The organism is Serratia rubidaea, assembly GCF_016026735.1.
Classification (GTDB): Bacteria; Pseudomonadota; Gammaproteobacteria; order Enterobacterales; family Enterobacteriaceae; genus Serratia_B; species Serratia_B rubidaea.
In genome coordinates this window covers 4,287,763-4,299,989 of record NZ_CP065640.1, presented here as the reverse complement: position 1 = coordinate 4,299,989, position 12,227 = coordinate 4,287,763, and the positions used below count along the sequence as shown (strand labels likewise).

11 protein-coding genes, 2 tRNA genes and 2 other RNA genes are annotated in these 12,227 nt (G+C 58.3%); 10 read left to right on the top strand and 5 right to left on the bottom strand.

Features of this window, described 5'->3' with window-relative positions:
* Window positions 1-30: 30 nt before the first annotated feature.
* The 6 genes from hemA to kdsA are packed head-to-tail and all read left to right on the top strand — an operon-like array spanning window position 31 to window position 5,371.
* Window positions 31-1,293 (top strand): glutamyl-tRNA reductase, encoded by a 1,263-nt coding sequence (gene hemA / locus I6G83_RS20250; RefSeq protein ID WP_015672651.1) that lies wholly within the window; start codon window positions 31-33, stop codon window positions 1,291-1,293.
* A 32-nt stretch (window positions 1,294-1,325) separates the two neighbouring features.
* Complete coding sequence (gene prfA, locus I6G83_RS20245; RefSeq protein ID WP_054307643.1) at window positions 1,326-2,411, top strand: peptide chain release factor 1; 1,086 nt, start codon at window positions 1,326-1,328, stop codon at window positions 2,409-2,411.
* A complete protein-coding gene (gene prmC / locus I6G83_RS20240) occupies window positions 2,411-3,253 on the top strand; it encodes a peptide chain release factor N(5)-glutamine methyltransferase (RefSeq protein WP_054307642.1) in 843 nt (280 codons plus the stop codon). The genes prfA and prmC overlap by 1 nt, the downstream gene beginning before the upstream one ends.
* Window positions 3,254-3,275: 22 nt before the next feature.
* Window positions 3,276-3,677 carry a SirB2 family protein gene (locus tag I6G83_RS20235; protein ID WP_174545388.1) on the top strand — a complete coding sequence of 134 codons (402 nt, stop codon included), beginning with the start codon at window positions 3,276-3,278 and terminating at the stop codon, window positions 3,675-3,677.
* A complete protein-coding gene (sirB1, locus tag I6G83_RS20230) occupies window positions 3,674-4,483 on the top strand; it encodes an invasion regulator SirB1 (protein ID WP_054307640.1) in 810 nt (269 codons plus the stop codon). The genes I6G83_RS20235 and sirB1 overlap by 4 nt, the downstream gene beginning before the upstream one ends.
* Before the next feature lie 33 nt (window positions 4,484-4,516).
* A complete protein-coding gene (gene kdsA, locus I6G83_RS20225) occupies window positions 4,517-5,371 on the top strand; it encodes a 3-deoxy-8-phosphooctulonate synthase (RefSeq protein WP_015672646.1) in 855 nt (284 codons plus the stop codon).
* A 510-nt stretch (window positions 5,372-5,881) separates the two neighbouring features.
* Here the strand turns inward: kdsA and I6G83_RS23775 are convergent.
* From I6G83_RS23775 to I6G83_RS20210, 4 genes are all read right to left on the bottom strand, one after another.
* Window positions 5,882-6,003, bottom strand: a non-coding RNA gene (locus I6G83_RS23775) — RtT sRNA.
* A 45-nt stretch (window positions 6,004-6,048) separates the two neighbouring features.
* A tRNA-Ser gene (locus I6G83_RS20220) sits at window positions 6,049-6,138 on the bottom strand.
* 674 nt (window positions 6,139-6,812) lie between these two features.
* A non-coding RNA gene (locus tag I6G83_RS20215) (RtT sRNA) lies at window positions 6,813-6,933 on the bottom strand.
* A 45-nt stretch (window positions 6,934-6,978) separates the two neighbouring features.
* Window positions 6,979-7,068: transfer RNA gene (locus I6G83_RS20210), tRNA-Ser, on the bottom strand.
* Window positions 7,069-7,558: 490 nt separating this feature from the next.
* On the opposite strand from I6G83_RS20210, the gene I6G83_RS20205 reads away from it, so the two are divergent.
* The 4 genes from I6G83_RS20205 (at window position 7,559) to I6G83_RS20190 (ending at window position 11,550) form a co-directional block, all read left to right on the top strand.
* Entirely contained in the window at window positions 7,559-9,028 is a 1,470-nt protein-coding gene (locus I6G83_RS20205; RefSeq protein WP_054304813.1) for a peptide MFS transporter, read from the top strand.
* A gap of 141 nt (window positions 9,029-9,169) precedes the next feature.
* A complete protein-coding gene (gene ghrA, locus I6G83_RS20200; protein WP_054304812.1) occupies window positions 9,170-10,111 on the top strand; it encodes a glyoxylate/hydroxypyruvate reductase GhrA in 942 nt (313 codons plus the stop codon).
* An 81-nt stretch (window positions 10,112-10,192) separates the two neighbouring features.
* A complete protein-coding gene (locus I6G83_RS20195) occupies window positions 10,193-10,930 on the top strand; it encodes a phosphatase (protein WP_015672643.1) in 738 nt (245 codons plus the stop codon).
* Window positions 10,931-10,971: 41 nt separating this feature from the next.
* Window positions 10,972-11,550, top strand: a complete 579-nt coding sequence (locus tag I6G83_RS20190) for a TorD/DmsD family molecular chaperone (RefSeq protein ID WP_054304811.1) — start codon at window positions 10,972-10,974, stop codon at window positions 11,548-11,550.
* 42 nt (window positions 11,551-11,592) lie between these two features.
* Here the strand turns inward: I6G83_RS20190 and I6G83_RS20185 are convergent, their stop codons facing one another.
* The gene (locus I6G83_RS20185; protein ID WP_015672641.1) at window positions 11,593-12,156 is read right to left on the bottom strand and encodes a lipoprotein; all 564 of its coding nucleotides are present in this window, start codon (window positions 12,154-12,156) and stop codon (window positions 11,593-11,595) included.
* Window positions 12,157-12,227 lie beyond the last annotated feature (71 nt).

Here is a 12,227-nt window from a genome sequence, read left to right as displayed (position 1 = left end):
CCCGTACCAACATAAGTATTACTTGAAGCAATGACCCTGCTTGCCTTAGGCATTAATCATAAAACCGCTCCGGTTGCTTTGCGGGAAAAAGTCACCTTTTCTCCAGAAAGCATTGACCAGGCGCTCAATAGTCTGCTCCAGCAGCCGCTGGTGCAGGGCGGAGTCGTGCTGTCCACCTGCAACCGCACCGAGCTGTACCTCAGCGTGGAGCAGCAGGAGCATATTCACGAGCAGCTGGTGAGCTGGCTGTGTGAATACCATCAGCTCAGTCCGGAAGAGGTGAAAAAGAGCCTGTACTGGCATCATGACAATGATGCGGTCAGCCACCTGATGCGCGTTGCCAGCGGCCTGGATTCACTGGTGCTGGGCGAGCCGCAGATCCTTGGCCAGGTGAAAAAAGCCTTTGCCGAATCCCAGCGCGAGCAATCGCTGTCCGGTGAGCTGGAGCGCCTGTTCCAAAAATCCTTCTCCGTCGCCAAGCGCGTGCGTACCGAAACCGAGATCGGCGCCAGCGCCGTTTCCGTGGCGTTTGCCGCCTGTACGCTGGCGCGGCAGATTTTTGAATCGCTGGCGGATTTGAACGTGCTGTTGGTGGGGGCGGGTGAAACCATCGAACTGGTGGCGCGCCATCTGCGCGAACATCAGGTCAAGCATATGATTATCGCCAACCGCACCCGTGAACGCGCGCAGCTGCTGGCGGATGAAGTCGGGGCCGAGGTGATTACGCTGCCGGAAATCGACGCGCGCCTGGCCGATGCCGATATCATTATCAGTTCCACGGCCAGCCCTCTGCCGATCATCGGCAAGGGCATGGTTGAGCGGGCGCTGAAAGCGCGCCGCAACCAGCCGATGCTGCTGGTGGATATCGCCGTTCCGCGCGATATCGAACCCGAGGTCGGCAAGCTGGCGAACGCCTATCTGTACAGCGTTGACGACCTGCACGCGATTATCCAGAACAACCTGGCGCAGCGTAAGGCGGCGGCGGTGCAGGCGGAGTCCATCGTTCAGCAGGAAAGCACCAATTTTATGGCCTGGCTGCGCTCGCAGGGTGCGGTGGAGACCATCCGCGACTACCGCTCGCAGGCCGATCAAATCCGCAGTGAAATGGAAGCCAAAGCGTTGGCCGCCATTGCGCAGGGGGCCAACGTGGAGCAGGTCATCCATAAATTGGCTCACAACCTGACCAATCGTCTTATTCATGCCCCTACCAAATCCCTTCAGCAGGCTGCCGGCGACGGCGATGTGGAGCGGTTACAAATATTACGCGACAGCCTCGGGCTGGATCAGCACTAGTTTCTCTCTATTTACAGGGTTTAAAACCACGCATGAAGCCTTCTATTGTTGCCAAACTGGAAGCGTTACAAGAGCGCCATGAAGAAGTGCAGGCGCTGCTCGGCGATGCCGGCGTTATTGCCGATCAGGACCGGTTCCGGGCGCTGTCGCGCGAATATGCGCAGCTGACCGATGTCAGCAACTGCTTCCTGCAGTGGCGTCAGGTGCAAGACGATCTTGCGACCGCCGAGATGATGCTGGAAGACCCGGAAATGCGCGAAATGGCGCAGGAAGAGATCAAACAGGCCAAAACGGTGACCGACGAGCTGGAGCAGCAGCTGCAGCTGTTGCTGCTGCCGAAAGATCCCGACGATGAGCGCAGCTGCTTCCTTGAAGTGCGCGCCGGCACCGGCGGTGACGAGGCGGCGCTGTTCGCCGGCGATCTGTTCCGCATGTACAGCCGCTATGCCGAGGCGCGCCGCTGGCGGGTCGAGGTGATGAGCGCCAACGAAGGCGAGCATGGCGGTTATAAAGAAGTGATCGCCAAAGTCTCGGGCGAGGGCGTGTACGGCCTGCTGAAGTTTGAGTCGGGCGGCCACCGCGTGCAGCGCGTGCCGGAGACCGAATCCCAGGGGCGCATTCACACCTCGGCCTGCACCGTCGCGGTGATGCCGGAGGTGCCGGAAGCTGAACTGCCGGATATCAACCCCGCCGATCTGAAAATCGACACCTTCCGCTCCTCCGGGGCCGGCGGCCAGCACGTTAACACCACCGACTCGGCGATTCGTATTACCCACCTGCCGACCGGCATCGTGGTGGAGTGCCAGGACGAACGTTCACAGCATAAGAACAAAGCGAAAGCGATGTCGGTGCTGGGCGCACGCATCCGCGCCGCCGAAGTGGCCAAGCGCCAGCAGGAAGAGGCGTCAACCCGTCGCAACCTGCTGGGCAGCGGCGACCGTTCCGACCGTAACCGCACCTATAATTTCCCGCAGGGCCGCGTGACCGACCACCGCATTAACCTGACGCTCTATCGTCTGGACGAGGTGATGGAAGGGAAGCTGGATATGCTGATCCAGCCGATCGTGCAGGAATATCAGGCGGACCAGCTGGCTGCGTTGTCCGCCGAGCAAGAGTGATGGATTATCAAGGCTGGCTGAAGGCCGCCGCCGCGCGGCTGACGGAGAGCGACAGCGCCCGGCGGGATGCGGAAATCCTGCTGGGCTTTGTCACCGGTCGCGCCAGAACCTATCTGCTGGCGTTTGGCGAGCGCAGCCTGACCGCGCAGGAGATCGCGCAGCTGGAGGCGTTGCTGACGCGCCGGGTGCGCGGCGAACCGATTGCCTATCTGGTGGGCGAGCGCGAATTCTGGTCGCTGCCGCTGTCTGTTTCCCCCGCAACCCTGATCCCACGGCCGGACACCGAGTGTCTGGTCGAACAGGCGTTAGCGCGCCTGCCTGCAGGCGGCTGCGCCATTCTCGACCTGGGAACCGGCACCGGCGCCATTGCGTTGGCGCTGGCCAGCGAACGTCCTGATTGCACGGTAACCGGCGTGGATTTCCAGCCCGAAGCGGTGGCGCTGGCGCGCCATAATGCGCAAAAATTGGCGATTGCCAATGCGCAGTTCGTTCAGGGCAGTTGGTTTACGCCGCTGGCCGGACAGCGCTTCCAGCTGATTGCCAGTAACCCACCCTATATTGACGCCGCCGATCCGCACCTGTCGCAGGGGGATGTCCGCTTTGAACCGGACAGCGCGCTGGTGGCTGAAGAAAACGGCCTGGCAGACCTGCGTACCATCGTGCGTCAGGCGCCGGCGCACCTGTTGCCGCGCGGCTGGCTGCTGCTGGAACACGGCTGGCAACAGGCGGCCAGCGTGCGTGAGCTGCTGGCCGAGGCGGGCTTTAGCGCCGTGGAGAGCTGCCGCGACTATGGCGGCAATGAACGCGTAACGCTGGGGCAGTATCTGCCGGCGCAAGAATAATCACTGGAAACAAAAGGGAACGATTATGGCCGCCTACGCCGCGTTAAAAAATTTGCATCTGCTGACGGTAACCATCAGTATTGTTTTGTTTGTATTGCGTTTTTTCTGGAAATGGCGTAATTCGGCGATGATGAGCCGGCGCTGGGTAAAAATAGCGCCGCATATTAATGACACCGTGCTGTTTCTGAGCGGCATTGCGCTGGTGGTCACGCTCCAGCTTTATCCGCTGCTGGGTATGGACTCCTGGCTGACCGAGAAGCTGTTTGGCGTTATTATCTACATCCTGCTTGGCTACGTTGCGCTGAGCAAGAACGTCCGCAGCGCGGGGTTACGCACGTCGGCATTTATTCTGGCTTTAGGCTGCCTTTACCTGATTATTAAACTTGCCACGACGAAGATACCGTTTCTGATGGGATACCTATGAGTAGCATTGCTGATTTCGAATTTAATTCCTCACCGCTGAGCGCAGGCGTCATCCTGGTGTCTCAGCGCGTGCGGCGCGATTTTCCCGCCGCCGACGTGGCGCGCCAGCTGCAGCGATTGTCGGAAGAAGCGCGGGCGGCGGTGCCGGACGACCTCAGCCAGGAACAGCAATTAGAAGCACTCATTGAGCTGTTTTACCACACCTGGGGATTTGGCGGGGCGAGCGGTGTTTATCGCCTTTCCGACGCCATCTGGCTCGATAAGGTGCTGGAAGGCCGTCAGGGTACGCCGGTATCGCTGGGCACCATCTTTTTGCACATCGCTCATCAGCTCGGTTTACCGCTGATGCCGGTTATTTTCCCGACCCAGTTGATCCTGCGGGCCGACTGGATGGATGATGAGATGTGGCTGATCAATCCGCTTAACGGCGAAACGCTGAGTGAGCATACGCTGGAGGCCTGGATTAAAGGTAATCTGGGGCTGTCCGCCGATCTGGAAGATGACGATCTGGACGAAGCGGAAAATAATATGGTGGTGCGCAAGATGCTGGATACGCTGAAGGCCGCCCTGATGGAAGAGAAGCAGATGGAAATGGCGCTGCGCGCCAGCGAAACGGTGCTGTGTTTTGACCCGGACGATCCCTATGAGATTCGTGACCGTGGTCTGATTTATGCGCAGCTGGACTGCAACCACGTGGCGATTTCCGACCTCAACTATTTTATCGAGCAGTGTCCGGAAGATCCGGTCAGCGAAGTGATCAAAGTACAGATCCACGCGATCGAACCCAAACAGGTGACGCTGCACTAATTTTGGCGACTTACCCTCAATAAAGGCGAAAGCATGAAACAGAAAGTGATTAGCATTGGCGACATCAACGTAGCGAACGACCTGCCGTTTGTGCTGTTCGGTGGTATGAACGTGCTTGAATCGCGCGATTTGGCGATGCGCATCTGCGAACACTACGTCACGGTGACGCAAAAGCTGGGTATCCCTTATGTCTTCAAGGCCTCGTTTGATAAGGCCAACCGCTCTTCCATTCACTCTTACCGCGGGCCGGGCCTGGAAGAGGGGATGCGTATTTTTGAAGAGCTGAAGCAGACCTTCGGCGTGAAAACCATTACCGACGTGCATGAGGCCGCCCAGGCGCAGCCGGTGGCGGAAGTGGTGGATGTGATCCAGCTGCCTGCGTTTCTGGCGCGTCAGACCGACCTGGTGGAAGCGATGGCGAAAACCGGCGCGGTGATCAACGTTAAAAAGCCGCAGTTCGTCAGCCCGGGCCAGATGGGCAACATCGTGGAAAAATTCAAAGAGGGCGGCAACGACCAGGTCATTCTGTGCGATCGCGGCAGCAACTTTGGCTATGACAACCTGGTGGTCGACATGCTGGGCATCAACGTGATGAAAAATGCCACCGGCGGTCATCCGGTGATTTTCGACGTGACCCATGCGTTGCAGACCCGTGACCCGTTTGGCGCGGCCTCCGGCGGCCGTCGCGCTCAGGTTACCGAGCTGGCGCGCGCCGGGATGGCGGTGGGCTTGGCCGGGCTGTTTATTGAGGCGCACCCGGATCCGAACAACGCGAAGTGCGACGGCCCGTCGGCCCTGCCGCTGGATAAACTGGAGCCGTTCCTGGTACAGATGAAAGCGATCGACGATCTGGTGAAAAGCTTCCCGGAACTCGATACCAGCAACTGATTTTCAGCTGCCTGAATGGAAAAAGCCCGACATGACGTCGGGCTTTTTTATTGCTGCCGTTGAGCCGGCTTCAGACCGCTGCCAAATGAGCAGGCTGAGTGATACCTGCCAATCCTGTCGCGGGTTCCGGCAGGGGAATAGTTTTTAGGTCGCTGATGTTAAAACCTGCAGCTGATTTTCCCGGTAAATACAGATTCGGGTGTTGACCTTTAGCGCGCATCACGGGCTGCCGAACAAGGAACCTGAGCCAGGGGCAACCGGACAGGGATGTCCGGTTGAGGCGGCACAGGCAGGGAAGCCTGTAGAGTCGACCCGCCCGGCGACGGTGACGCAGAGAGGGCACCCGCGTAGCGGGCAGAACGTGCTTAAGCGCGGGCGCGGGTGAAGGGGCCGCGCCTACGGCCCCTTCAATTGCCGTTCTCCGTTATCGCAGAGAAGTACCGCACGTGTACGGCAATTCTAATTATTCAGTGCCAACAGAGGCTATACCCTGAACGAGAGTCTGGAATAGGACGGTGAGGGAGGGATGCATTCGCTGCGCTCACCCTGCGGGCAGCCTTCGGCTGTGCAAAACGCTGCCGCGTTTTGTCGAACCCTGTCGAGGGTTCTCACCCTCCCGGAGCGGGGAATATAAAGCAAAAAAGCCTGAACGTGAGTTCAGGCTTTCTCTTTGAATATGGCGGTGAGGGAGGGATTCGAACCCTCGATACACTTTCGCGTATACACACTTTCCAGGCGTGCTCCTTCAGCCACTCGGACACCTCACCATATTGTCGTTGCGCTGAATGCGTCAGGGCAACGGGGCGCTACTATAGGGAGTGAGAGCAGATGGGTCAAGCTTATTTTTTTGGTTTCGTAACGGGTGGTTAAGTTGTGTTCTCTTTGGCTGAAACTCCGACAAAGTTATTAGGGATTACCGTCTGGCGATAATTTTTAGCATTCCCCATCGAGGATGCTTATCCTCCCGGCGCGGGAATATAAAGCAAAAAAGCCTGAACGTGAGCTCAGGCTTTCTTTTGGAATAGGACGGTGAGGGAGGGATGCATTCGCTGCGACTGCGCATTAGGGAAATAGTTTTAACTCGTTGACGTTAAAGCCGTAGCTGATTTTCCCGGTAAATACAGATTCGGGTGTTGACCTTTAGCGCGCATCACGGGCTGCCGAACAAGGAACCTGAGCCAGGGGCAACCGGACAAGGATGTCCGGTTGAGGCGGCACAGGCAGGGAAGCCTGTAGAGCCGACCCGCCCGGCGACGGTGACGCAGAGAGGGCACCCGCGTAGCGGGCAGAACGTGCTTAAGCGCGGGCGCGGGTGAAGGGGCCGCGCCTACGGCCCCTTCAATTGCCGTTCTCCGTTATCGCAGAGAAGTACCGCACGTGTACGGCAATTCTAATTATTCAGTGCCAACAGAGGCTATACCCTGAACGAGAGTCTGGAATAGGACGGTGAGGGAGGGATGCATTCGCTACGCTCACCCTGCGGGCAGCCTTCGGCTGTGCAAAACGCTGCGCGTTTTGTCGAACCCTGTCGAGGGTTCTCACCCTCCCGGTGCGGGGAATATAAAGCAAAAAAGCCTGAACGTAAGTTCAGGCTTTCTTTTGGAATATGGCGGTGAGGGAGGGATTCGAACCCTCGATACACTTTCGCGTATACACACTTTCCAGGCGTGCTCCTTCAGCCACTCGGACACCTCACCATATTGTCTGTCGTCAGCGCCTTGCGTTGTCGACGGGCGCTAATGTAGGAGAAACTGATCCCAGCGTCAACACTCTTTTTACGCTTTCCGTCCGTTTAGCCAAACTTACAGCAATTTGCTGATTTCACGCGCAATAATCAGCTATTTATTCTTCACCTGCATGCAGAACGTGGCTGATAAGGTGTTGATAAATGCTGGTGGTATATTATTTGAGCGCTCAGTGTATCTGTAGATTAATATTCCACCAGTTCGCACCGATGCTTTGCCGATGTATTCATTAATACTGGATTATTAGTCAAATATGCCGCTAAATGGAATGGCGAGCGTACGGAGATTTTTGCAAGGAAATACCCACCGCCGTGACGCTTGCCGCGCGATTTATGCCGATTTCACCGGTTGCACCGGCTCTTTACCGAGCGCGGCGCCGGCGTAGGGCAAAGAGCGCAGACAGGGATAAAACCATCAAATAATAATGCGGTAGAGGTTTGCTTTGACTGACTCGGAATCCACACTGGCGGCGCCGTCGCGCTATGCCACCCCCTCCGGCGCGGGAGCGCTGTTCTTTATTCAAATCTTCGCCACGCTGGGCTTTGCCGTGCTGTACTCCACGCTGGTGCTGTATGCCACCAAGCGTCTGGGGTTCAGCGAAAGCAGCGCCAACGCCATGATGGGCGTATTCGGCGCCTTTAACTATGGCCTGCACCTGTTTGGCGGCTACCTGGGCGGGCGCTATCTCAGCAACCGCAACCTGTTTGTCCTGGGTATGGTGCTGCAGGTGGCGGGATGTGCGCTGATTGCGCTGGCCGGCGTCTGGGGGCTGTATTGGGGGCTGGCGATGTTCCTCACCGGCAGCGGGCTGAACGTCACCTGCATTAATATGATGCTGACGCAGCGGTTTAAACCCGAGGACGACCGGCGCGAGTCGGCATTCTTGTGGAACTACGCCGCGATGAACCTGGGCTTTTTTGTCGGTTTCAGCGCCGCCGGTTATTTCCAACTGACGGAAAATTACCGCGCGCTGTTCCTGTTCGCCACGTTGGGGAACGCCGGGGCGATTATCGTGGCGGCTCTACGCTGGCGCGTGCTGGGCGATCTCAACACCCCGTTGCTCAATGCGACGCCGGCGCAGTATCGTCGGCGCCTGCTGGCCGGCCTGGCGGTTCTGGTGATTCTGGTGCCGGTGATTCGGCTGATGCTGACCCATGCCGAGTTCAGCGGCTACTTTGTGATTGGCGTGGGGTGCGCCGTTTTCCTGCTGCTGTGCCTGATTACCCTGCGTCACCATCCGCATGATGAACGCCGGCGGATGAGCGCCTACCTGATTCTGGCTCTGGGATCGCTGGTGTTCTGGATGCTGTATCAGCTGGCGCCGATGGGGCTGATGCTGTTTTCTGAACACAATATCAACCTGAACCCGTATGGCATTCATGTTGCTCCGCAGTGGATCCAGAATATCAACACGCTGGTGATCGTCATCGGCGGCCCGCTGCTGGCCTGGTGGTTTAACCGCCTGCGCGCCCGCGGCTGCAATATTGATATTCCCCTGCAGTTTTCCGGCTCGCTGTTCTGTATGGGGCTGGGGATGCTGGTGTTACCGCTGGGCATCAGCCTGGCGGGCGGCGACGGACTGGTGGCGTTTAAATGGATCGTTATCAGCTATGTGCTGCAGAGCATCGGCGAATTGCTGATCTCGCCCATCGGTTACGCGATGATCGGCAAGCTGGCGCCGGCGCGCTATCAGGGCGTGATGATGGGGTGCTGGATGATGGTGACCGGCGTCGGTTCGGTGCTGGCGGGTTATGTGTCCGGTCTGATGCCGGAAAACAGCGGCAGCACGCCGTTGCTGACCAATCCCGGCTATAGCCATATCTTCAGCCTGCTGGGCTGGGGAGCGGCCGGCGTAGGCGTGGCGCTGTTGATTCTGATCCCGCTGCTGCGCCGCCTGATCCAGCGCGCCTAAAGGCGCAGCGATGCTTTTCTGCGTGAAACAGCCCCACTGGTCGGGGCTGTTTTTATTTGTCGGTTTTACTCTTGCATCTTCTGCCGATTCGCGGAACCCTGAGGGGACAATAACAGCAAACCTGCAGGAGCCTCTCTTTTCATGAACATCATGTTTTACCATCCTACGTTTAATGCACAACAGTGGCAGGCCGGCATGCAACAGCGTTTACCCGGTTCGACGCTGCGTATCTGGCAGCCGGGGGACGACCGCCCGGCGGACTACGCGCTGGTCTGGCTGCCGCCGTATGAGATGCTGGCCGGGCGCCATCAGCTGAAAGGCGTGTTCGCGCTGGGGGCCGGCGTTGACGCCATTTTACAGCAGGAGAGACAGCGTCCCGGCACCTTGCCGTCCGGCGTGCCGCTGCTGCGGCTGGAAGATACCGGCATGGCGCAGCAGATGCAGGAGTATGCCCTGAGCTATGTCCTGCGTTATTTCCGCCGTTTCGACGAGTACCAGCAGCAGCAACAGCAAGGGCTGTGGCAGCCGTTGGAGCCGCATCAGCTGCAGGATTTCACCATCGGCATTCTTGGCGCCGGCGTCCTGGGCAAAGCGGTGGCGCAAAAGCTGGTGGATTTTGGCTTTAACGTACGCTGCTGGAGCCGCAGCGCCAAGCAGATTGACGGCGTGAGCAGTTTTGCCGGTGAGGCGCAGCGGCCGGCATTTCTGGACGGCGTCAAGCTGCTGATTAACCTGCTGCCCAACACGCCGGAAACGCAGGGGATCCTCAACGGTGAGATGTTTGCCCATTTAGCGCCGCAGGCGTACCTGATCAACCTGGCGCGCGGCGCGCATCTGGTAGAGGACGATCTGCTGGCGGCGCTGGAACAGGGGCAGATAAAAGCGGCGACGCTGGATGTCTTTGTGCAGGAGCCGCTGCCGCCGGCGCACGCCTTCTGGCGTCACCCGGCGGTGACGATGACGCCGCACATCGCCGCGATTACCCTGCCTGAACAGGCGATGGACCGGGTGGCCCAGAATATTTTAGCGCTTGAGGCCGGAGAGGCGCCGACGGGGATTGTGGATATTCACAGAGGTTATTAATGAGCCGGTTAACTGCTATGCTAAAGCGAAACTGCGTCAGCCGTTTGCGCATGGCGGCTGACCCAAGAATAAGGAGAAGCAATGTACCCCGTTGATTTGCACATGCATACCGTTGCCAGCACCCACGCTTACAGCACGCTGCATGATTATGTCGCCGAAGCCAAGCAGAAGGGCATTCAGCTGTTTGCCATTACCGACCACGGCCCGGACATGGCCGATGCGCCGCACTACTGGCACTTTATGAACATGCGCGTCTGGCCGCGTCTGGTGGACGGCGTCGCCATTTTGCGCGGCATCGAGGCCAATATTAAGAACCTGAACGGTGATATTGACTGCACCGGCCCGATGCTGGACGCCATCGATGTGATTATTGCCGGTTTCCACGAGCCGGTGTTTGCGCCGCAGGATCGCGCCGCCCATACCGAGGCGATGATCGCCGCCATGGCGCAGGGCGACGTGCATATTATCAGTCACCCGGGTAACCCGCGTTATCCGATTGATATTCCGGCGGTTGCCGCCGCCGCCGCGCGTTACAACGTCGCGCTTGAGCTGAATAACTCGTCGTTTACCCATTCACGTAAGGGCAGCGAAGCCAACTGTCGGGCGATCGCCGCCGCGGTGCGTGACGCCGGTGGCTGGCTGGCGCTGGGGTCAGATTCGCATATTGCCTTCTCACTGGGCGGTTTTGAGCACTGTGAACGCATCCTGGCCGAAGTAGAGTTTCCGCAGGAGCGCATCCTCAACGTCAGCCCGCGTCGTTTGCTGAATTTTCTTGAGCAACGCGGTAAACCAGCGATTGCGGAACTGGCCGATCTGTGACATCGTCACGGCAAAATTTCGCCTTTGTATAGGATGTCATCATGAATGAGTTTTCCATCGTCTGCCGCGTGCTGGGGACGCTGTTTTACCGTCAACCGCAGGACCCGCTGCTGGTGCCGTTGTTTAGCCTGATTAAAGAGGGCAAACTGCAGCAGCACTGGCCGCTGGAGCAGGATGAGCTGCTGCAGCGTCTGCAGCAGGGCTGCGAGCCGCACCTGCTGGCAGCCGACTTCAACGCGCTGTTCGTCGGCAGCGAATGCAGCGTATCGCCGCTGCGTTCAAGCTATGTCGAGGGCGCGACGGAAAGCGAAGTGCGCAGCTTCCTGCAGCAGCGCGGCATGCCGCTTGGCGAGGCGTCGGCGGATCACTTCGGCTCGCTGTTGCTGGCGGCGTCCTGGTTGGAAGATCAGTCGCAGGAAGATGAAGCGCAGGCGCAAATCACGCTGTTTGACGATTATCTGCTGCCGTGGTGCGGACGCTTCCTCGGTAAGGTTGAAGCCCATGCGACCAGCGGTTTTTACCGCACGTTAGCGGCGATTACCCGCGACGCGCTGCAGGCGATGCGTGATGAACTGGCGGAGTATGAAGAGCAGGACGGTTCTGACGACGAACAGCCATAAACCATGTCGGGCGCAGCGGGCGCTGCGCCTTGATACGGTGAATTAATCGGTAAACGGAATCACCAGTTCACCCGGCTTCACTTCCAGCCCTTTGGCCAGTTTGCGCGCCATGGCTTCGGTTTTACTCTTGTCCGGGTTCAGCACGTAGGCCGGCTTCTGGTTGAAGTAGCTTTTCAGCGACTGGTCCAGATAAGGCGAAATCGCCTTCATCACGGTATTCATTTTTTCCGGCTGTACTTTATAGTCGGTCAGTTCCATATCCTTGAGGAAAATGGCCCCTTTTTCGCGGTCATAGGTCGGCTGCGCCTTCAGCGTCAGCTGCATGTCCGCCTGCTGCGGCCCCAGGATCGAGGTGATGTCCACTTTGGCGTTGCCGGAAAGGGTAACCTTGCCCGGTTCGCTGCGGCCGATCTGGCTCTGCAGCTGCGTCAGCACGATATGCGCATCCACCAATCCCGGCACGCCGATTTGTTTCTGGTAATCATTGTGTTTTTGCAGGTAGTCATTAACTTCCTGTTCGCTGAGCGTGTACTGGGTCAGCTTGTTGCAGCCGGCCAAAGCACCGACAAACATCAGGGCGGCTGCGCCCATAACCATCTTTTTCATACGTGCCTCATAACTACTGCTAATAAAAAATGCTGATAATGAATTGATTATCATTATAAACATGCGCATAT

What these genes read in the sequence shown, in the direction of transcription:
- I6G83_RS20195 (WP_015672643.1), top strand. Translation starts at nt 10,193, where the DNA reads ATGTACCCCGTTGATTTGCACATGCATACCGTTGCCAGCACCCACGCT.
- I6G83_RS20185 (WP_015672641.1), bottom strand. Translation starts at nt 12,156, where the DNA reads ATGAAAAAGATGGTTATGGGCGCAGCCGCCCTGATGTTTGTCGGTGCT.
- hemA (WP_015672651.1), top strand. Translation starts at nt 31, where the DNA reads ATGACCCTGCTTGCCTTAGGCATTAATCATAAAACCGCTCCGGTTGCT.
- sirB1 (WP_054307640.1), top strand. Translation starts at nt 3,674, where the DNA reads ATGAGTAGCATTGCTGATTTCGAATTTAATTCCTCACCGCTGAGCGCA.
- kdsA (WP_015672646.1), top strand. Translation starts at nt 4,517, where the DNA reads ATGAAACAGAAAGTGATTAGCATTGGCGACATCAACGTAGCGAACGAC.
- I6G83_RS20190 (WP_054304811.1), top strand. Translation starts at nt 10,972, where the DNA reads ATGAATGAGTTTTCCATCGTCTGCCGCGTGCTGGGGACGCTGTTTTAC.
- prmC (WP_054307642.1), top strand. Translation starts at nt 2,411, where the DNA reads ATGGATTATCAAGGCTGGCTGAAGGCCGCCGCCGCGCGGCTGACGGAG.
- ghrA (WP_054304812.1), top strand. Translation starts at nt 9,170, where the DNA reads ATGAACATCATGTTTTACCATCCTACGTTTAATGCACAACAGTGGCAG.
- prfA (WP_054307643.1), top strand. Translation starts at nt 1,326, where the DNA reads ATGAAGCCTTCTATTGTTGCCAAACTGGAAGCGTTACAAGAGCGCCAT.